Origin of the sequence: Streptomyces albireticuli, assembly GCF_021228125.1 — a bacterium.
Taxonomy (GTDB): Bacteria; Actinomycetota; Actinomycetes; order Streptomycetales; family Streptomycetaceae; genus Streptomyces; species Streptomyces albireticuli.
The window spans coordinates 122,284-141,491 of the sequence record NZ_JAJQQS010000019.1; the positions used below are offsets into that span (position 1 = coordinate 122,284).

The window sequence follows — 19,208 nt, forward strand, 5'->3', positions numbered from 1 at the left end:
GAGCTCGCCTTGCTGCCGGCCCTCGGAGACGATCGGGGCATCGGGGCGAAGTCAATCACCGACGGATATGGGCCGCGTGGCCTGGACGCCGAGAGTCACTCGACGAAGGTGAGTGAACGAAGGCCGGCGTCCAGCATGCGGATCAGCTCACCAACCCGTCCGCCGCCACTCGGTGCTGCCGGGAAGCGTTTGAGCACGTCAACGACGACCGGTGTCGCACGACGCACTGTCTGCTCAAGATGTTCGGCACCAACCCTCCGGTCGTCGTCGGCGACGAGTTCGGCCGCTCTGGCCGCGTAGGCGCCGGCTCCGAGGATGTGCTTGACCTGGGTGGCCTTGGCCAACGGATGCAGGTAGGCGGCGCCTGCCGCGGACACCGCTGCCCACGCTGCCTCGCGTGCAGCCGCGGTGTCCGCGCTCTTGGCCGCCTTGAGGGCCGCCGACGCCGTGTCGCGCAGATACTTCCCGCGTTCGCCGCCCTTGGCGAACTCCCGCGCGGCACTGACAGCGTCCCTAGGCCGCGGGTCGCCCGGCTGGTCGGCCTCGAATGTCTTGAGCACTACCTCGGCACACCCCGCGGCGAACGCGGTGACCTCACGAAGGTCCTGCTTGCTCAGAACGATCTCGCTCGGCGCGGCTGTCCCGCACCACCGTCCACGACGAGGGCCGGTTGCGGCTTCGCGGCGACCGGGTTCTGTCACGCCGCGCGATCGCAGCAGTTTCTTGTCCGGCTTGCCCGCGTCCGTCAGCGGCAGCTGCCCGGTGAAGGTGATGCGCGCCGGTTCGTACATCGCGCCGCGCTGCTCACGGACCATGGCCCGCAGCTCGTCGGCGGTCACCTCGGCGCCCGGGGCCCGTACCACGGCCGCGTGCACCTGTTCCGTGCGGTCGTCGTCGCGCACGCCGAAGACGGCGCTGTGCAGCACTTGGGGGTGAGAGTTGAGGAGGTCTTCGAGTTCGCTGGTGTATACGTGGCCGCCGACCACGACGATCATGTCCTTGATCCGGTCGACGACGGTCAAGTAGCCCTCGGAGTCCAGGAATCCGATGTCGCCGGTGTGCAGCCAGCCGTCCCGCAGAACCTCGGCGGTCAGCTCGGGCCGCTTCCAGTAGCCCTGCATGAGGTGACCGGAGCGGACGCAGATCTCGCCGTGCTCGCCGTGGGGCAGGTCGTCGCCGTGCGCGTCGCGGATGACCACCTCGACCCCGTTCAGTACCTTGCCCGCGGTGCGCAGCAGCCCGGGGCGGGTCAGGTCGTGGTCCTCGGGTCCGAGGACGCTGACGCTGCCGCACTCACTCTGGCCGTAGCCCTGCCGGAGGACGGGGCCGAAGCGGCGTATCGCGTCGGCGATGCGGGCCGGGGACGCCTGGCAGCCGCCGTAGGTCAGCTGGCGCAGGCTGGAGGTGTCGGTGCGGTCCGCGTCCGGGTGGTCCGTCAGCCGGTACAGCAGCGGCGGCAGCAGGAGGAGGTGGGTGATGCGCTCGCGTTCGATCGCCGCGAGTGCCTGACCGGGGTCGAAGTCCTCCTGCAACACCACGGTGCCGCCCTCGGCCAGCAGGTGGTCGGCGATCATCCCGGCGCCGTGCGCGAGGGTGGTCGGCACCAGCTGCCGGGGCCGGTCGGCCTCTTCCACGCCGGGCCTCGGCCGCATCCTGCCGGCCCTTTCGAAGCTGGTGCAGATGCCTTTCGGGTGGCCGGTGGTGCCGCCGGTGTGACGGATGGAGCAGATGTCCTCGGGGCGGGCCAGGCCCGACACCGGCTCGGCGGGCTCGGCTGCGGCCAGCTCCAGCAGGTCGGTGCCGATCTCGCTGACGCCGAGGGTCAGGACGTGCGGGACCGGGGCCCGGTCGGTGATCTCGGCGGCGCGCGCGGCGTAGGCGGGGTCCACGATCAGCACCCGGGTCTCCACATCGCGGACGATGGCGGCCTGGGCGTCGGGGGAGAGCTTGTTGTAGAGGTGGGTGACCGGGCAGCCGAGCAGGTTGGCGGCGTAGCGGGCGGCCAGGACCTCGGGGAGGTTCCCGCTGAGCAGCGTGACGGTCTGCCCGCGCTCCAGGCCCTGGGCGCGCAGCGCGTGCGCCAGCCGGTGGATCAGATCACGGAACTCGCCGGCGGTGATCCGCCGCTCCTGGTGTACGAGTGCCTCCCGGGAGGGGGCGGCCCCGAGCGAATCCAGGATGTCGTCCACGAACGAACGAAAGGGCAGGGCGGCAACGGACATGCTCGGACTCCTTGGACGGGTGTGGGGCAGTTCGCGCGCATCGCGTAGTGGCCGGTTTACGGCGCCGTGTCGTGAAGCGCGTGATGCGGGATCGGATCAGGACGCGGGCCCGTTCCGCAGCAGGGCGTCGAGACGGTCAAGGGACCGGATCCAGCTGTCCTGGGTCGCGGAGACGCCGTGACTGAAGCCGCCGGTCGCCTCCAGGCTGATGCGGCCGTGGATGACGCGGCCCAGGAGGCGTACAGCGTGGGCCTGTTCGGGCTCGGTCAGCTCGTAGCCGCGCAGGATCGCCCGCGGCATCAAGGAATGCCTGGGGGCGGCGCTTTCGGCCGCCGTGTCCGGATCGAGCCGGAATCGGGTGGCGGCGGCCAGGCCCGCGCGCTCTCGTGTCATGGCTCCCCCTCAGCGATCTTATGGGATTTTGAAGTTGCCTGATCTCGTCAGGCAACCCGTTTTGTCGTCCGTGACGCCGTCGCATGGGCAGAGGCCCGGGCGGCAGGTCCTCGGCCCGGCCGGTGATCCGCGTGGTGACCTCGGCTGCCGCACACGCCGTGCTCTCGTCGGCTACCGGATGGACTTGCGCTCGTAGGAGTGAACTTCCTTCCGCTAAGCATTACTTGGCGCGCACGATGGAGAAGTTGATCGGTGTCGGCACGCACGAAGGAGGCATCCCTTGGCGGTGGCAACGGCCCTGCCCCTGGTGATCGGCGTCAGCCCCTTCGGGGAGCCGGACGCGCGGCTCGCCGCCGCCGTCAGCAGAGCGGGCGGGCTCGGGGTCGTCGACCTCGGAAGCGCTGCCGGGGCCGCCCGTGACGCGCTGGAGCTCGCCCGGGCCTGGACACCCGGCTCCTTCGGTGTCAGGGTCTCCGCCGAGTGCGCGCTGCGGCCCGACGAGCTCTTCACGCTCGACGGCGACGGCTTGTCCCACGTACTGACCGCGCCCGACTCCCCCTTGGGCCCGGGAGCCTTCCGCCCCGGAACCGTCATCGCGGAGGTGCGCTGCCCGCGTGAGGCCCGTGCGGCGGTGGCCGCCGGAGCGGTCGGTATCGTCGCGCGGGGCAGCGAGTGCGGTGGGCCGGCCGGTGAGCTGTCCACGTTCGTCCTGCTCCAGCAGCTCCTCGACGACGACCGGATCAGCGTGCCCGTGTGGGCCTGCGGCGGCATCGGGCCGCACACCGCCGCTGCCGCCGTCCTCGGTGGCGCCGCCGGGGTGGTCCTCGACGTCCAGCTCGCCCTCCTGGACGAGGCCGACACCGCGCCCGGGCTCGCCGCGGCCCTGCGGTTCCTGGACGGCACGGAAACCCTCCACGAGAACGGCTACCGTCACCTCGACCCGAGCAAGGCCCCGGGCCTCCCCGGGACCCTGCGCGGCAGACCGCCGCAACTCGGCCAAGACGCCTTCCTCGCCCGCCGCTTCGCGCGGGCGTACAAATCCGTGCCCGTCGCCGTGCGAGCCGTCCATGACGCCGCCGACCGGGCCGCACGGGACCGGAGCGCGCCCGAAGCGCTGCGGCCCGGCTCTCCGATGAGCCGTGCGCTCGGCACGGAACTGCCCGTCGTTCAAGGGCCGATGACGCGCGTCAGCGACCGGCCGGGTTTCGCGGCGGCCGTCGCGGACGCCGGGGGACTGCCGTTCCTCGCCCTGGCGCTCGCGGGTCCGGAGGACACCCGGACCCTGCTCGAAGGGACCCGCGCCGAGCTCGGAGACCGCCCCTGGGGCGTCGGCCTCCTCGGCTTCGCGCCCGAGGACGTCCGGGCCGCCCAGCTCGCGGCCGTGCGTGACGCCCGCCCCACCCACGCGATCATCGCGGGCGGCCGGCCCGCGCAGGCCGCCGATCTGGAGAAGCACGGCGTCCGTACGTTCCTGCACGTACCCTCGCCGGGCTTGCTGGAGCAATTCCTCGCGGCGGGCGCCCGGCGCTTCGTCTTCGAGGGCGCCGAATGCGGCGGCCACATCGGACCGTACAACAGCTTCCCTCTCTGGGAGGCCCAACTCGCCGTCCTCGACGACTTCCTTGCCGCGCGGCGCGACGAAGGCGACCCCGCGCCGGAGGTGCTCTTCGCGGGCGGCATCCACGACGAGCGCTCGGCCGCCATGGTCGCCGCGCTCGGCTGCGGAATCCGCGCGCGCGGCGCCGCCACCGGCATCATCATGGGCACCGCCTACCTCTTCACCGAGGAAGCCGTCGCCCGCGACGCCATCCGCCCCCTGTACCAGCGGCAGGCGATCGCCGCCGGGCGGACCGCCGTCCTGCGTACCGGGCCCGGTCAGGCGACCCGCTGCCTGCCCAGCCCGTACTGCGACACGCACGAGGCCCACAGAGAGGAACTGAGCAGACGGGGCGTGCCCGAGCGGCAGGCGTGGGAGGAGCTGGAGCGGCTCAACCTCGGAAGGCTGCGGATCGCGGGCAAGGGCGTGGAGCGCGTCGAAGGCACCCTTCAGGGCGTCGACGAGCCACGGCAGCTCGCCGAGGGCCTCTTCATGGCCGGTGAGGCCGCCGTCCTGCGTACCGCCACGACCACCGTCGCCGCATTGCACCGTCAGGTCGGCGAAGCGGCGGCGCAGTTCTACGAGCGGCGTGCGAAAGCGACGTCGGCGCCGTCACCCTCGGGCGGGGAAGGGGCGGCGGCACCCGAACCGCTGGGCATCGCCGTCATCGGCATGGCCTGTGTGTTCCCGGAGGCCCCGGACCTGACCGCCTTCTGGGGCAATGTGCTCTCCGGCGTCGACGCCGTCACCGAGATTCCGCCCGAACGCTGGGACGTCTCCGTCCACCACGGGCCCGGGGCTACCGCACACGACGTGTCCGCCTCCAAGTGGGGCGGCTTCCTGCCCCGCGTCCCGTTCGACCCACTGCGCTACGGCATCCCCCCGGCCTCCCTGCCCGCCATCGAACCCGTCCAGCTGCTCGCGCTGGAGACCGCCGCGCGGGCCTTGGCGGACGCCGGCTACGACCACCGTGAGCCACCCCGGGACCGCACCTGCGTGATCTTCGGCGCGGGCTCCGGCAGCGACACCTCGGACGCCGCCGTCCTGCGCGCCGTCCTGCCCTCCTACCTCGGCCGCCTCCCCGAGGAGCTGGCCGCCCGGCTGCCCGCCCTCTCCGAGGACACCTTCCCCGGCATGCTCGGCAACGTCATCGCCGGGCGCATCGCGAACCGGCTCGGCCTCGGCGGCGCCAACTACACCGTCGACGCGGCCTGCGCCTCCTCCCTGACCGCCGTCGACGCCGCCTGCGCCCAGCTGCGCGGCGGGGCCGCGGACCTCGCCCTGTGCGGGGGCGCCGACCTCCACAACGGCATCAAGGACTACCTCCTCTTCTCCTCCGCCCGCGTCCTCTCACCGACCGGCCGGTGCCGCCCCTTCGACGCCGGAGCCGACGGCATCGCGCTCGGCGAGGGCGTCGCCTGCGTCGTCCTCAAGAGGCTCGCGGACGCCGAGCGCGACGGCGACCGCGTCTACGCCGTCATCGAGTCCGTGGGCAGCAGCAGCGACGGGCGTTCGCTCGGGCTCACGGCGCCCCGCCGGGAGGGGCAGCGCGCCGCCCTGGAAAGGGCCTACGCGCAGGCCCGCATCGCCCCTTCCGCCGTGGGAGTCATCGAAGCACACGGCACCGGTACGGCCGTCGGCGACCGCGCCGAACTCGCCGCGCTCACCGAGGTGTTCACCGAATCCGGGGCGGCACCGGGAAGCTGCGTCATCGGCTCGGTCAAGTCCCAGATCGGGCACACCAAGTGTGCCGCCGGGCTCGCCGGGCTGATCAAGACCGCCCTCGCGGTGCACACGGGCGTACGGCCGCCCACCCTGCATCTGCGGCGGCCCGACCCCGCCTGGGACGCGGACAGCAGCCCGTTCGTCTTCCACGACAGGCCGCTGCCGTGGGCGCGGCCCGTAGGGCAGCGGGTCGGGGGTGTGAGCGCCTTCGGCTTCGGCGGCGCCAACTTCCACGCCGTGCTGCGGGGCCACGCCGGAGCCGCGCCACCGCGCTGCGGCCACGACCTCTGGCCCGCCGAACTCCTCGTACTGCGAAACGCGGAAGACGCGCGCGAGATGCTGCGGCTGACGGAGATCAACGACCGCTCCGGGCGGCCCTGGCGACTGCGCGACCTCGCCCTGACCGCCGCCCGCCGCACCGGAGCGCACCGGGCCGGCGCCGCCGTGGTCGCGGCATCCCTCGACGAACTGCCGGAGCTGCTGCGGGCGGTGATCGCGGGGGAGCCGAGAAAGGGGGTGTTTCTACCGGAGCAGTATGAGCTGCCTGAGGCGCCGGATGGTGGCAGTGCCGGCGCGGAGCGGTCGGACACCCCTGATCCCGGCAAGATCGCTGTCCTCTTCCCCGGCCAGGGCAGCCAACGCCCCGGCATGCTCGCCGACCTCCTCATCGCCTTCCCCGATACCCGGCGCCACCTGCGCCGGGCGCCCGCCGACGTCCTCTTTCCCCCCGCGACGTTCGACGACGCGACCCGCGAAGCCGGGCGCGCTCGCCTCGCCGCCACCCGTCACGCCCAGCCCGCCCTGGGGGCCGTCTGCCTGGCCGCCCATGACGTGCTCAAGAGGTTCGGCGTACGGGCCGACATGGCGGCCGGCCACTCGTACGGGGAACTGGTCGCCCTCGGCGCGGCGGGCGTGATCTCCCCCGACGCCGTGCTGGACCTCAGCGTCGCGCGCGCCGAGGCGATCGCCGAAGCGGTGGGGGACGAACCCGGCACCATGGCCGTCGTCGCGGCGGAACCGGGGGAGGCCGAGGAGCTTCTCAAGGAGGCCGGGCTGCTGGGCAAGGTGGTCGTCGCCAACCACAACGCGCCCGCCCAGAGCGTCGTCTCGGGGAGCGCCCCGGCCATCGAGCGGGCCCTCGCCGCCGCTGCCGGCGCCGGGCTGGCCACGCGCCGCCTCCCCGTTTCCTGCGCCTTCCACAGCCCTCTCGTCGCGGGGGCCGTGGAGAAATTCGCCCGGAAGCTGGACGGTCGCTCCTTCCGTACGCCCGAATTCCCGGTCTGGTCCAACACGACGGCCGACCGTTATCCGGACGGTTCCTCGGGCGTACGGGAGCGGCTTGCCGAGCAGATCGCCGCGCCCGTGCGGTTCGTCGAGCAGATCGAGGCGATGTACGAGGCCGGGGCGCGGGTGTTCGTCGAAGCGGGGCCCGGAACGGTGCTCACGGGACTGGTCCGTGCCGTTCTCGGCTCACGCCCGCACCTCGCCGTCCCCTTCGAACCGCACCCGGACGCCGGGCTGCCCGGGCACCTCCAGGCCCTGGCCCGTCTGGCGGTGGCGGGCGTCCCGGTGGTGGCGGAGCGGCTGTTCGCCGGGCGCGACGCGCGCGTCGCCGACCCGGAGGCGGTACCGGAGCGGACGGGCTGGACGGTCGACGGGCACCTCGTCCGCACGGCCGACGGGGCGCCGCTGCCCGGGGGACTGCAACCGGCGCGGCGGATCGGGTCCCTCGCGCCACCTCCCGAGCGAACGGACGGCCCCGGCCTGCTGACCGAATTCCTCCGGGGAAGCCGGGAGATGGTGGCGGCACAGCGGGACGTACTGCTGGCGTACTTCGGCGCGGGGCAGGCGGCGCGGACATCGGACATGCCGGACGCTCCGGCCGTGCCCGTGTCCCTGCCCGCGCCCGCGCCCGCGCCCGTGCCCGAACCGAGGGCCGAGGCCGTCACCGCCGCTGCCGGACCGGACGTGCTGAGGACGGTGCGGTCCGTGATCAGCGAGCGGACCGGCTATCCGCTGGAACTCATCGAGCCCGACCTGGACCTCGAAGCCGAGCTGAGCATCGACTCGATCAAGCGCACCGAGATCGTGGGAGAGCTCGGCCGACGGCTGACCGGAGCGGCCGGTACGGATCGGAACGCGCCGGCGGACCAGGATCTGGAAGACCTGCTCCAGGCCCGCACGGCGGCGGCACTCGCGGACCGGCTGAAGGCGAGGCTGCTCGGCGAGCGGCAGGAGGAGGAAGCCGCCCCGACGCCCGCGGGCGCCACGGCCACCGCGCGATACCTGCTCCGGGACGCCCCGCTCACCGGTGCGCCCGAGCCCGACGACGCCGCCCTGCGCGGGCGCCGCTTCCTGGTGCTGTCCGAGGACACGCCACTCGCTCGCGCGCTCGTCGAGCGCCTCCGCGCGCTCGGGGCCGCCGCCCGGTCCGGTAGCCGTCCGGGCCCGGAAGAGAGCCACCGGTGCGATGACGGCGTCATCCACCTCGCCGCATTCGGGCCCGGCACCGACCCCGTGCTGCCGGCCGGATTCCCGCTGTTCCAAGCCGTCCTGCGCGACGGCCCGCGCTGGCTGCTGTGCGCCCGGCCCGCCGGACAGGACACCCGCACGGCGGGGCTGGACGGGTTCTTCCGAGCCGTCGCGCGGGAGTACCCGGACACCCTGGCCCGCGCCGTCACGCTCGCCCCCGACCGCCCCGTCACCGCGCTCGCGGACGACCTCGTCCGTGAACTCCTCGCCCCCGACCGGTGCCCCGTCGTCCGCCACACCGCCGAAGGCGTCCGACTGGGGCCGGAGCTCCACCCGGCCCCGCTCGGGCCCGAGACCGACGGTGACGCCACGGCGAACGCCCTCGCCGCCGGTCTCGGCCCCGGCAGCGTGGCCCTCCTCGCCGGCGGGGCCCGGGGCATCACGGCCCGCGTCGCCACCACCCTCGCCGCCGCCGGATGCCGCGTCGAGCTCCTGGGCCGCACCGACATGGCCGACGCCGCGGAGGACCCCGACACCGGCCGGGCCCCCGGCATCACCGCCCTGCGCTCGGTCCTCGCCGGGCGCGGGGGCCTGGCCACCGCCGAGATCGACCGCGAGGCCCGCCGTGTCCTCGCCCGGCGCGAAGTCGCCGCGACCCTCGCCGAGATCGCCGCCGCCGGCGGGCAGGCCCGCTACCACTGTCTCGACCTCCGGGACGCCGCGGCCGTGCACGCGACCCTCAAGGACATCCACGCCCGGACGGGCCGCGTCGACGCCGTCGTCCACGCGGCCGGCGTCATCGAGGACCAGCTGCTCGCCGACAAACAGCCCGGCTCCTTCGAGCGCGTCCACGGCACCAAGGTGGACGGCGCCCACGCCCTCCTCTCCGCCCTGCGCGGCCTGCCCTCGCTGCCGCGCCTGACCGTCCTGTTCGGCTCCGTCACCGCCGTCCTCGGCAACCGGGGCCAAGCCGACTACAGTGCCGCCAACGACGCCCTCGCGGCCCTGGGCCGGCACTGGCGGCGGGACACCGGAAGCCGCACGCTCACCGTCCACTGGGGCCCGTGGGCGCCCGACCCGTCCCACCCCGGCATGGTCGGGCCGGAACTCGCCCGTGAATTCGCCCGCAACGGCATCGGGCTCATCGACCCGGAGGACGGTGTACGCGCCCTGTTCCGCGAACTCGCCCACGGCCACGCGGACGTCGACGAGGTGGTCCTCACGGCTCCGGGCAGGCTCCCGTGACCGCGGCCCGCGAGCCCGTCGCGATCATCGGGATGGCGGTGACCGTGCCCGGCGCGGGCGACCTCGGCACGTACTGGCGCAACCTCGTCGACGGCTTCGACGCCATCACCGCCGTCCCGGAGGGGCGCTGGCACCCGGAAGGGATCACGTGCCGTCGCGGCGGTTTCGTCGACGGCCTCGTCGACTTCGATCCCGCCGAGTTCGGGATCATGCCGACGGCGGTGCCCGGTACCGAACCCGACCAGCTGATCGCGTTACGCACCGCGGCCGCGGCCCTCGCCGACGCGGGCGGCGCCCTGCCCGGTGCCCGTGCCCGCGTCGGGATCGTGCTCGGCCGGGGCGGCTACCTCACCCCGCGCACGTCCCGCCTGGATCAGCGCGTACGGACATCGGCCCAGCTCACGCGGACGATGCGGGAGGTGCTGCCGGACCTCGACGACGAGCGGCTAGGCCTCCTGCGCACGGCCTTCCTCGACGCGCTCGGCCCGTACGGCCCCGGCGACGGGCTCGGCCTCGTACCGAACTTCGCCGCCTCCCGCGTCGCCAACCGCCTCGATCTGCGCGGCCCCGCCTACACCGTGGACGCGGCGTGCGCCTCCTCCCTGGTCGCCGTGGACCACGCGGTCACGGAACTGACCCGCGGGCGGTGCGACGTGATGCTGGCCGGGGGAGTGCACCACTGCCACGACGCCACCCTGTGGAGCGTCTTCGCCGACCTGGGCGCCCTGTCCCCCTCCCAGCGCATCCGGCCCTTCCACCGCGACGCCGACGGCATGCTGCTCGCCGAGGGCACGGGCGTCATGGTGCTCAAGCGGCTCGCCGACGCCCAGCGGTCCGGCGACCGGGTGTACGCGGTCGTACGGGGCGTGGGGCTCGCCTCCGACGGACGCACCGCCTCCCTGGTCACCCCGGACCCCGCCGGTCAGGCCCGCGCGGTACGGCTCGCCTGGGCGGAGGCCGGACTCGACCCCGCCGCGCCGGACGCGCTCGGCCTCCTGGAGGCCCACGGCACGGGTACCCCGGGGGGTGACGCCGCCGAGCTGGCCGTGCTGGCGGAGGTGTTCGGCGTGCCGGACACCGGGCCCGACGCCGTGCTCGGCTCGGTGAAGTCGATGATCGGGCACACCATGCCGGCGGCCGGCGCCGTGGGCATGGTCAAGGCGGCCCTGGCGATCCACCACGGAGTCCTCCCGCCGACCCTGCACTGCGACGCCCCGCACCCGGCCCTGCGGGCCACCCGCTTCCGCCCGGCTCCGGCCGCCCGTCCCTGGGAGGCCGGCGTACGGCGGGCGGCGGTCAACGCCTTCGGCTTCGGCGGGATCAACGCCCACGTGGTGCTGGAGGGGCCACCGGGGCAGCCCACCCCGGCCCCCGCCTCCCGGCCACGGCGGGCCGCCGTCACCGAACGCGACCGGGTGCTGCGCCTGTCGGCGGACAGTCCCCAGGCCCTGGCCGCACTGCTCGACACGGACGACGCGGCCCTGCGCGCCGTGGACGCGTGCGGCAGCGGTCCGGCCCGGCTGGCGATCGCGGGGCCCGGCGACCGCCGGCTCGCGCTGGCGCGCAAGGCCGTGGCGAGAGGAAGACTGTGGGGCGGACGCGGGGACCTGTGGTTCGCGCCGACGCCACTCCTCGGACCCGGAGCGGGACGGACGGCATTCGTCTTCCCGGGCCTGGAGGCCGCGTTCTCCCCTCGGGTGGACGACGTCGCCGACCATTTCGGCACAGAGCGCCCGGACACCGGGCAGCTGAAAGCCGGTGACGTCACCGCTCACACCGCCGCCCTGTTCGATGTCGGCGGACTGCTGTCGGCCGCACTCGACCGCATGGGAATCCGCCCGGACGCCGTGGCCGGCCACAGCGCGGGCGAATGGACCGCGATGATCGCGGGAGGGATCTTCCGCGAGGACAGGCCGGGGGCCGCGCTGCGCGACGCCGTCGTCCGGCACCTGCGGCTTCCCCCGCTCTCCTTCCTGGCCCTGGGCGCCCCCGCCGCACAGGTCGAGGACGCCCTCCCCGGATACCCCGGCGTCGCCCTCTCCCACGACGACGCCCCGCACCAATGCGTCGTCTGCGGCCCTCAGGAACAGCTGGAAGCCCTCGCGGCCCGGCTTCGCGGCGAAGGCGTCCTCGGCCGCGTCCTGACCTTCCAGTCGGGATTCCACACCCCGATGCTGGCCCCGTACCTCGACGGGCTGCGGGACGCGCTGCCCCACCTCGCCATCCACCCGCCCAGGACGCCGGTGTGGTCGGCCACGCTGGTGGCGCCGTTCCCCGGCGACGAGGCCGGCATCCGTGACCTGTTCATCCGTCACCTCCTCGAACCGGTCCGCTTCCGGCAACTGACCGAAGCCATGTACGCGGCGGGATTCCGCGTCTTCGTCCAGGTCGGCACGGGCCAGCTCCCGGCGCTGATCGGGGACACACTCGCCGGCCGGGCACACCTGGCCGTCGCCGCGAACTCGCCGCGCCGCAGCGGCCTCGCCCAGCTCGACCGGGTCGCGGCCGCACTGTGGACGGTCGGCGCGGAGCCTGACCTCACCGCTCTCGGCGGGCGCCGCGCGACAGTGGGCATCGACCTGGGGACGGGACCGGTGTCGCTGCGGCCGCAGGACCGGGAGCGGCTCCGCGCCGCGCTGGGCCGGACCGGGCGCGGCTCCGGCACCCCGCTGCGCGATCTCGCTCAGCGCATCCCCGCCGCCGCCGAACTCGAGGCGCTGCTCACCGAGACGGCCACCACCGCGGCCGAGCTGTTCACCGCCGCGGAGCGTCCTCGTGAGCCCGGGCGGGCGACGTCCCGCGCGACGGCTCCCGCCGTCGCCCAGCGCGTCGTCGAGGTCGACGTCGACCATATGCCGTACCTCCTCGACCACTGCTTCTACCGGCAGCGTCCCGACTGGCCCGACCTGGCCGACCGCCGGCCCGTCGTCCCCGCCACCACCATCGTCCAGCTCATGCTGGACGCCGCCGGCGCCGCGGGGACCCCCGTCGCCCTGCGCGACGCCCGTTTCCTGGAATGGGTGGTGGCGACACCGCCCGCCCGCGTGGAATTGACGGTCACCGCTGGTCAGGACGGTGACGGATGGTACCGGGCCGCGTTCGGCCACTACGCGCGCGCCGACATCCGGACGGCGGCCGCATACCCGGAGCCGCCCGCCCCGTGGCCCTGCGACGAGCCCGAGACCGCACCGCCCATCTCCGCCCGGGAGTTGTACGAGCAGGGGTGGATGTTCCACGGGCCGGGCTTCCAGGGAGTCACCGACATCGTCGCCCTGGGGGAACGGCACGTCCGGGGCGTCCTCACCTGCCTGGACGCGCCCGGAGTTCTTCTCGACAGCGTCGGTCAGCTGATCGGCTACTGGCTGATGGTGACGCATACCGACCGGGTGGACGTCCTCCCCGTAGGCGTCCGGGAGATCGTCTTCCATGGCCCGCCTCCTGCCCGCGGCTCCCGTGTCGACTGTCATATCCGGATCACCCGGCTCACGGACAAGCTGCTCGAAGCAGACGCGCGACTCGTGCACGAGGGGCGGGTCTGGGCCGTGATCCACGGCTGGCAGGATCGGAGATTCGACTCGAACCCCACCACGATCGCCGTGCGGCGCAGGTCCGACCGCCACACGTTGTCGGCCCCCCAGCCAGGGGGCTGGCAGCTCGTCTTCGACCAGTGGCCCGACCCGGCGTCACTGGAGTTGATGATGCTCTGCCAGCTCGCCGGTGAGGAACGCGCTGCCTTCGCGCGCCGTCCCGTGCGCGGCCGACGGCAGTGGCTGCTCGGCAGGGTCGCCGCCAAGGACGCGGTGCGCCGCCATCTGTGGGACCACGGGGCGGGGCCGGTCTTCCCCGGTGAGGTGCGGGTGCGCAACGAACCCTCGGGGCGCCCCCGCCCGGAAGGTGTGCACGGACTCCGGCTGCCACCGCTGGACCTGTCCCTCGCGCACTGCCAGGAGGCGGCCGTCGCGCTGGTACGGCCTGCGGGCACCCGGGTCGGCATCGACATCGAGGAGATCACCGAACGCCCCGCCGCGACCCGTGACACCGTGCTGGCCCCCGGTGAACGCGCGCTGTTCCAGGACCTCGGCGGCGGGCCCGAGCAATTGACCCGGTTCTGGACGGCCAAGGAGGCGGCCGCGAAGGCGGAGGGCACAGGGCTGCGCGGCGATCCGCGCGGATTCCTCGTCACGGCCACGGACCCCGGCCGCGCCGACGCCCTCACCGTCCGGGCGCCCTCGGGCCGCTCGTACACCATCCGCCTCGCGCGCGTCGACAACCCGCCCGGGGCACGGCCCAGGAGCTACATCGTGGCCTGGACCGCCATGGACGAGGCTCACTCTCCGCCAAAGACTCAGATGAATGGACAGCAGTCATGACCACCGCATCCCCCGACACCGACGCGACCGCAGCCCTGACCCGGGTCATCGAGGCACTGGACGTGGTGCTCGAAGACTTCCCGCCGGACCCGGGGACCGTCACGATGGAGACCCGCTTCGTGGAGGACCTGGACCTGCAATCCATCGACCTGGTCGCCCTCACCGCCGAACTGCGCTCCCATTACGGTGAACGCGTCGATTTCCCCGCCTACTTCGCCTCGCTCGACATCGACCGGATCGCGGATCTCTCCGTCGGGGACCTGGTGCACCACATCGTGGACCGCCTGCGATGACAGCCCTGCACGTCGGACCCACCCGCCTCAACGTCGAGTGCCTGGGCGATCCCGGCGGGCCGGTCGTGGTGCTCGTCCACGGCCTGACCCTCAACAGCCTGGCCGCCTACTACTTCAGTGTGGCCGGCGAACTCGCGGCCGCCGGCCACCGCGTCGTGATGTACGACCAGCGCGGCCACGGCCGGAGCGAACGACCGCACACCGGCTACCGGCTCGAGACGTTCACCGACGATCTCCTCGCCCTCCTCGACACCCTCGGCGTCGACCGTCCCTTCTTCCTCGTCGGCGACTGCTTCGGCGGGGCGGTCGCCATGGACTTCGCCGTTCAGTACCCGGACCGGCTCATCGGCGCCGTCCTGATCGAGTCCGTCCTCCCCACCCACGACTGGGCACGGGAGATGAGCCGGCTGCTCGCGCGGCTCGCGGAGGCGGCCCGCGATCCCCGGGCGGTCGGCCCGATCGAGCGGGAACACGGCCGCGACGCGGCCCGGGCGGCCCACCAGTCCCGTACCCTGCTGCTCGACACCACCCTGGTCGAGGACATCGCGGCCAGCCGTACCCGGGAAGAGGCCGTCTGGAGCTCCCTCGACGTGCCGGTACTGGCCCTCTACGGCGGGGACTCCCCGCTCGCCCCGACCGCGCCCGCACTGGCACGCGTCCTGCCGCGCTGCCGCAGCGTCACCATCCCCGGTCACGGGCACCGCGTCCTCGTCGACGCCCGCGAGACGGTCGGTGAGCTGCTGGTCGACTGGATGCGCGAGGGCCACCGACGCCCGCAGGGGGCGCGTACGCCATGAGCAGGTTCCTCTTCGTCGTCCCCCCGCTCGTGGGGCACATCAACCCGGCGGCGGCCGTCGCCGCCGAACTCGCCGAACGAGGCCACCGCGTGGCCTGGGCGGCGGCTCCCGAGACCGTGCTGGACGCGGTCGGCGCCGACGCCGAGGTGTACCCCTGCGCGAGCCCGGCGCGGGCGTGCCGGCCGCCCGGGTCGCGGGGGGCCGCGGCGCTGCGGTTCCTGTGGGAGGACTTCCTCCTGCCGTTGGCCGAGGCGATGACCCCGGGTACGCGGGAGGCGATCGGCGCGTTCCGCCCGGACGTGGTCGTGGCCGACCAGCAGGCTCTCGCCGGGGCCCTGGCGGCCGAGCGGCTCGGGGTGCGCTGGGCCACCTCGGCCACCACCCCGGCGGAAGTCGGCGGTTACGTCGCCGCCCTGCCCGGGATCGAGATGTGGATCCGCTCCCTGCTCACGGGGCTGCGCGAGCGGTTCGGCGATCCCGGGGCCACCCACGATCCGCGGTTCTCCCCCGATCTCGTCCTGGCCTACACCGTCGCCGAGCTGGTGGACACGACGGTGCCCGGCGTGCGCTTCGTGGGTCCCGCCCTGCACACCCGCGGTGCGGCGCCGGACTTCCCCTGGGAGTGGCTCGACCCGGACCGGGCCACCGCCCTGGTCTCCCTCGGGACGGTCAACACCGATATCGGCGGCCGCTTTCTGGCCGAGTGCGTGGAGGCCGTACGGCACCGGGCGCACCGCTTGCAGGCCGTGATCACCGATCCCGGCGGGGCGCTGGCCGGGACGGCGGACGCCACCGTGCTCACCCTTCCCAGGGCCCCTCAACTCGACCTGTTGCCCAGGATGTCAGCGGTGATCTGCCACGCGGGACACAACACCGTCACCGAATCGCTGTGGCACGGCGTTCCGCTCGTGGTGGCCCCCATCCGCGACGACCAGCCCTTCGTGGCCGCCCGGACCACGGACGCGGGTGCGGCGGTGCGGGTGCGCTTCGGCCGCGACGACCACGTCCGGCTGGGAGCGGCGCTCGACACCGTGCTGGACGGGCCGGACCACCGGGCCGCCGCCCGGCGCCTGCGGGACCGCTTGCGCGCGGCCGGAGGCGCCGGTGCGGCCGCCGGACACCTGGAGATGCTCGCGGCACGCCCGTGACCGTAGTGGTCTCAGCCCCGGCGGGCGAGGAGCCGGTAGGCGTTGGAGAAGGACGTGCGCCGGGCGACCGGGCCGAAGGACAGATCGAGGGCGTACGCGGCCACCACGGCCGGCAGGCCGCCCGTCCGCGCGAGCTTCCGCACGCGCCGGGCCGTGGTGGACGGCGGCCGAGGGTGCCAGGGGGCGTCGTCCCGGGGCATGAGGTGGGAGAGCCGGAGCGCCACTGCGGCGGCGAGGTCCACCGGCCGGTGCGGCACCCGGCGTTCCACGTTCACCACGGTGAAGCCGGCGTCGCCGAGAGCCTCCCGGAGGTTGCGGCAGGGCATCAGATGCAGGTGCTGGGGCTGGAACCACGGCAGCCACCAGCGGCCCAGCATCCGGGAGTACGCCGACTCGGGGTCCGGTACCTCGATCTGGAGCAGCCCGCCGGGAGCCAGCGCGGTGCGTGCGGCCCGCAGCTCCGCGCGAGGATCGGGGGTGTGCTCCAGATAGTGGTGCATGCTCACCACGTCGTACTGCCCTGCCCGGGACGGGGCCAGGTGCGTGAACAGGCCTCGCAGAGCCTGGTCGATCCGCCCTTCCGCCTCGGCGAACGTCACGCCTTCACCCTGGTCCAGGCCGTGGAACGTGGTCTTGGGGAACACCTGCCGCGCCGCTTCGGGGAAGTATCCGTAGCCTGTGCCGACGTCCAGCCAGCGCTCGGGGTCGACGAGATGGCGCATGGACTCCGCGGCGGCCCGGTGGTGTTGTCTGCTGCCCGAGGCCCCGAGGAGCTTCTCGGCGTGCTCCCGGCCGATCCCGTCGTAGCAGTCGCGGTAGTAGAACTCCAGGCCCTGCTCGCTGAGCCGGGGGTTCTGGAAGTGGTGGCCGCACGTGAGGCACCGGTCGATGACGAAGGTGCCGGGCTTGTGCTGGAGAAGGTCGGTGGTGCGCAGCCGCTCGCGCAGCCGGTTCGACCCGCACCAGGGGCAGACCTCCTGCCGGGGTTCGAAGAACCGCCCGGTGCCGGACGCCAGATCCTGCTGGTAGCCGGGACGGAGGGTGGCGATGTGCTCGGCTCGCGTCGTCACGTTTGATGTCGTACCACTCCTCCGGCGTTCCGAACCGGCGGACGGCCTTGAGCAACCCCAAGGAGGGACAGGGGGCATTGTCAGGCGAGCCGCCACCGTGTTCGGGCCTTTGTACCGCGTGAGGAACCGCCGGTGGGGGAACGATGGCTCGGTATGGAGGCGATGGAGGCCATGGAGCGTGGCACAGCGGTCGGGTGCTGTCGGCGGAGGAATTCGCCGCTGCCTCGTCACCAGCGGTGCCGGGGGCCAGTACTCGCGGCGTGAGCTGTGCTACCCCGAGGCGACATGTGCTCGCGCATCGCGCCTCCACACCGGGCCCGCGTGGTTCGAGACCAGCTCACCGATCCGCGTCTCCGCCCTGAAAGGCTGACCGGCTCAGCCGCTCCGGGTTCCGGCGCCGTACCACCAGCAGCACGCCCGCCCCCAGCAACAGCCATACGCCCACGGCCGCGCCCGCGTACGAGACCGGTGACTTCAGCGGGGTGACGAAGGAGAACACCGGCAGCCCGGAGGCGGTGAGCAGGGCCGGTATCAGGGCGGCGATCGCCAGGGCGGGGACGAGGAGGTGGTGTACCGGGCGCAGCCCCGGACGGCGTAGGAAGTACCCCGCACAGGCCAGGTTGGCCGCGACGTAGACGCCGACGACCACGATGACGACCCCCGTGGCGATCAGGTAGAAGGCGGTGACGGGGTCGTAGGCGAAGCCCAGTACCAGGGCCACCGCGACGGTCACGACGGTCTGTGCGGCGAGGGCCGTCACCGGGGAACGGTGCCGGGCGTGGACGGTGGCCAGGGATCGCGGGAAGAGTCCGGCACGGCCGAACGCGTAGGCCGTGCGCGTCGCCGCGTTGGCGCCCGCGTTGGCACTGGCGACGCAGGAGTTGACCACCGCCAGGAACACGGGCACCCACATCAGACCGAAGGCTCCGCGGGCCACACCGTCCCACGACGCGTCGCCCTCCGCGCCGAAGCCCGCGAACCGGCCGGGCCCGTAGTACACGGTCATGGCGTAGGTGGTCAGGACGTAGAAGGCGCCCACGCCCAGGGCCGCGCCGACCACGGCCCGCCGGATCGTCCGCCGGGGCCGGCGGGCCTCCTCGGCCAGCGGGGCGGCGGCCTCGAACCCCGCGAAGGCGAGCATGCAGTAGACCGATCCGGCGAACACCCCTCCGGCGGCGGACTGGCCGGGGCCGGTGTGCGAAGGAGTGAAGACGGACAGGGTGTTGGCTTTCCCTGCCTGGACGATCAGCAGTGCCGCGAACACGACGAGGACGGCGACCTCGAAGACGCCGAGGACGACGCCGAGCCGTGCGGAGGCCCGGATGCCCCGGTACCCGGCCGCGGCGACGGCCGCCGCACCCGCCAGGACCCACGGCCACCACAGGTCAGCCGGGTACGCGGCCCACTGGCGGTGCAGCGTGCCCGCCAGGGTGAAGCCCAGCTGGAGCAGCACCAGCGGTGGCACGAGGGCTTCGGCGAAGACGTACCCCCAGGCGACCAGGAAGCCGGCCGCGGGATGCAGTCCCCGGGCGGCGTAGGCCGCCACCGAGCCGGCGGCCGGCAGGCGCCGGGCGAGTTCGCCCAGGGAGGAGGCCGTGAGCAGCGACGCGGCCAGGGCGAGGAGGACGGACAGCGGCAGGCTGCCACCGGCGAAAGCCGCCCCGCCCGGAATGGACGCCACGACGGCGGCCGCGGGCGCCATGGCCGTCACGCTCTGGAACAGCACCGCGGTCCCGCCCACGGCATCCCGCCGCAGCTCGGCTCCTGTACCACTGCCTCCCGTGTCGGCCATGCCCGTCTCCCCCCGTGCGTTGAGCAGTGCGGCAGTGCGACTGTTCCATGGCCCCGTGGTGAAGTGGCGCGGGAGTCACGGTAG

8 protein-coding genes and 2 pseudogenes are annotated in these 19,208 nt (G+C 73.8%); 5 read left to right on the forward strand and 5 right to left on the reverse strand.

The window, feature by feature from the left end; translation table 11 throughout:
- Nucleotides 1–95 precede the first annotated feature (95 nt).
- The 3 genes and pseudogenes from LUZ64_RS37850 to LUZ64_RS29330 all read right to left on the reverse strand — a co-directional run.
- Entirely contained in the window at nucleotides 96–701 is a 606-nt protein-coding gene (locus tag LUZ64_RS37850) for a putative immunity protein (protein ID WP_372478756.1), read from the reverse strand.
- Nucleotides 702–704: 3 nt separating this feature from the next.
- Nucleotides 705–2,222: pseudogene (locus tag LUZ64_RS29325) on the reverse strand (AMP-binding protein); the annotation flags it as partial.
- A 96-nt stretch (nucleotides 2,223–2,318) separates the two neighbouring features.
- Nucleotides 2,319–2,609 (reverse strand): annotated as a pseudogene (locus LUZ64_RS29330) (TetR-like C-terminal domain-containing protein); the annotation flags it as partial.
- A 292-nt stretch (nucleotides 2,610–2,901) separates the two neighbouring features.
- Between LUZ64_RS29330 and LUZ64_RS29335 the strand changes: the two are divergent.
- Genes LUZ64_RS29335 through LUZ64_RS29355 form a run of 5 tightly spaced genes read left to right on the forward strand, consistent with a single transcriptional unit; the run spans nucleotide 2,902 to nucleotide 16,262 of the window.
- On the forward strand, nucleotides 2,902–9,654 hold the full coding sequence (locus LUZ64_RS29335) for a type I polyketide synthase (protein ID WP_232398976.1): 6,753 nt from the start codon (nucleotides 2,902–2,904) through the stop codon (nucleotides 9,652–9,654).
- Nucleotides 9,651–14,024 (forward strand): beta-ketoacyl synthase N-terminal-like domain-containing protein, encoded by a 4,374-nt coding sequence (locus LUZ64_RS29340; protein ID WP_267897211.1) that lies wholly within the window; start codon nucleotides 9,651–9,653, stop codon nucleotides 14,022–14,024. Before LUZ64_RS29335 ends, LUZ64_RS29340 begins: the two co-directional genes overlap by 4 nt.
- On the forward strand, nucleotides 14,021–14,317 hold the full coding sequence (locus LUZ64_RS29345; RefSeq protein ID WP_095583880.1) for an acyl carrier protein: 297 nt from the start codon (nucleotides 14,021–14,023) through the stop codon (nucleotides 14,315–14,317). Before LUZ64_RS29340 ends, LUZ64_RS29345 begins: the two co-directional genes overlap by 4 nt.
- Nucleotides 14,314–15,114: an alpha/beta fold hydrolase gene (locus LUZ64_RS29350; protein WP_095583879.1), complete on the forward strand. Its 801-nt coding sequence runs from the start codon at nucleotides 14,314–14,316 to the stop codon at nucleotides 15,112–15,114. The genes LUZ64_RS29345 and LUZ64_RS29350 overlap by 4 nt, the downstream gene beginning before the upstream one ends.
- The gene (locus tag LUZ64_RS29355; RefSeq protein WP_095583878.1) at nucleotides 15,111–16,262 is read left to right on the forward strand and encodes a glycosyltransferase; all 1,152 of its coding nucleotides are present in this window, start codon (nucleotides 15,111–15,113) and stop codon (nucleotides 16,260–16,262) included. Before LUZ64_RS29350 ends, LUZ64_RS29355 begins: the two co-directional genes overlap by 4 nt.
- Before the next feature lie 11 nt (nucleotides 16,263–16,273).
- Here LUZ64_RS29355 and LUZ64_RS29360 read toward each other — a convergent pair whose 3' ends face one another.
- Both LUZ64_RS29360 and LUZ64_RS29365 read right to left on the reverse strand, forming a co-directional pair.
- The gene (locus LUZ64_RS29360; RefSeq protein ID WP_232398964.1) at nucleotides 16,274–17,332 is read right to left on the reverse strand and encodes a class I SAM-dependent methyltransferase; all 1,059 of its coding nucleotides are present in this window, start codon (nucleotides 17,330–17,332) and stop codon (nucleotides 16,274–16,276) included.
- A gap of 337 nt (nucleotides 17,333–17,669) precedes the next feature.
- Nucleotides 17,670–19,124, reverse strand: coding sequence for an APC family permease (locus LUZ64_RS29365; protein ID WP_095583876.1), 1,455 nt, complete (start codon nucleotides 19,122–19,124; stop codon nucleotides 17,670–17,672).
- Between the last annotated feature and the right edge of the window lie 84 nt (nucleotides 19,125–19,208).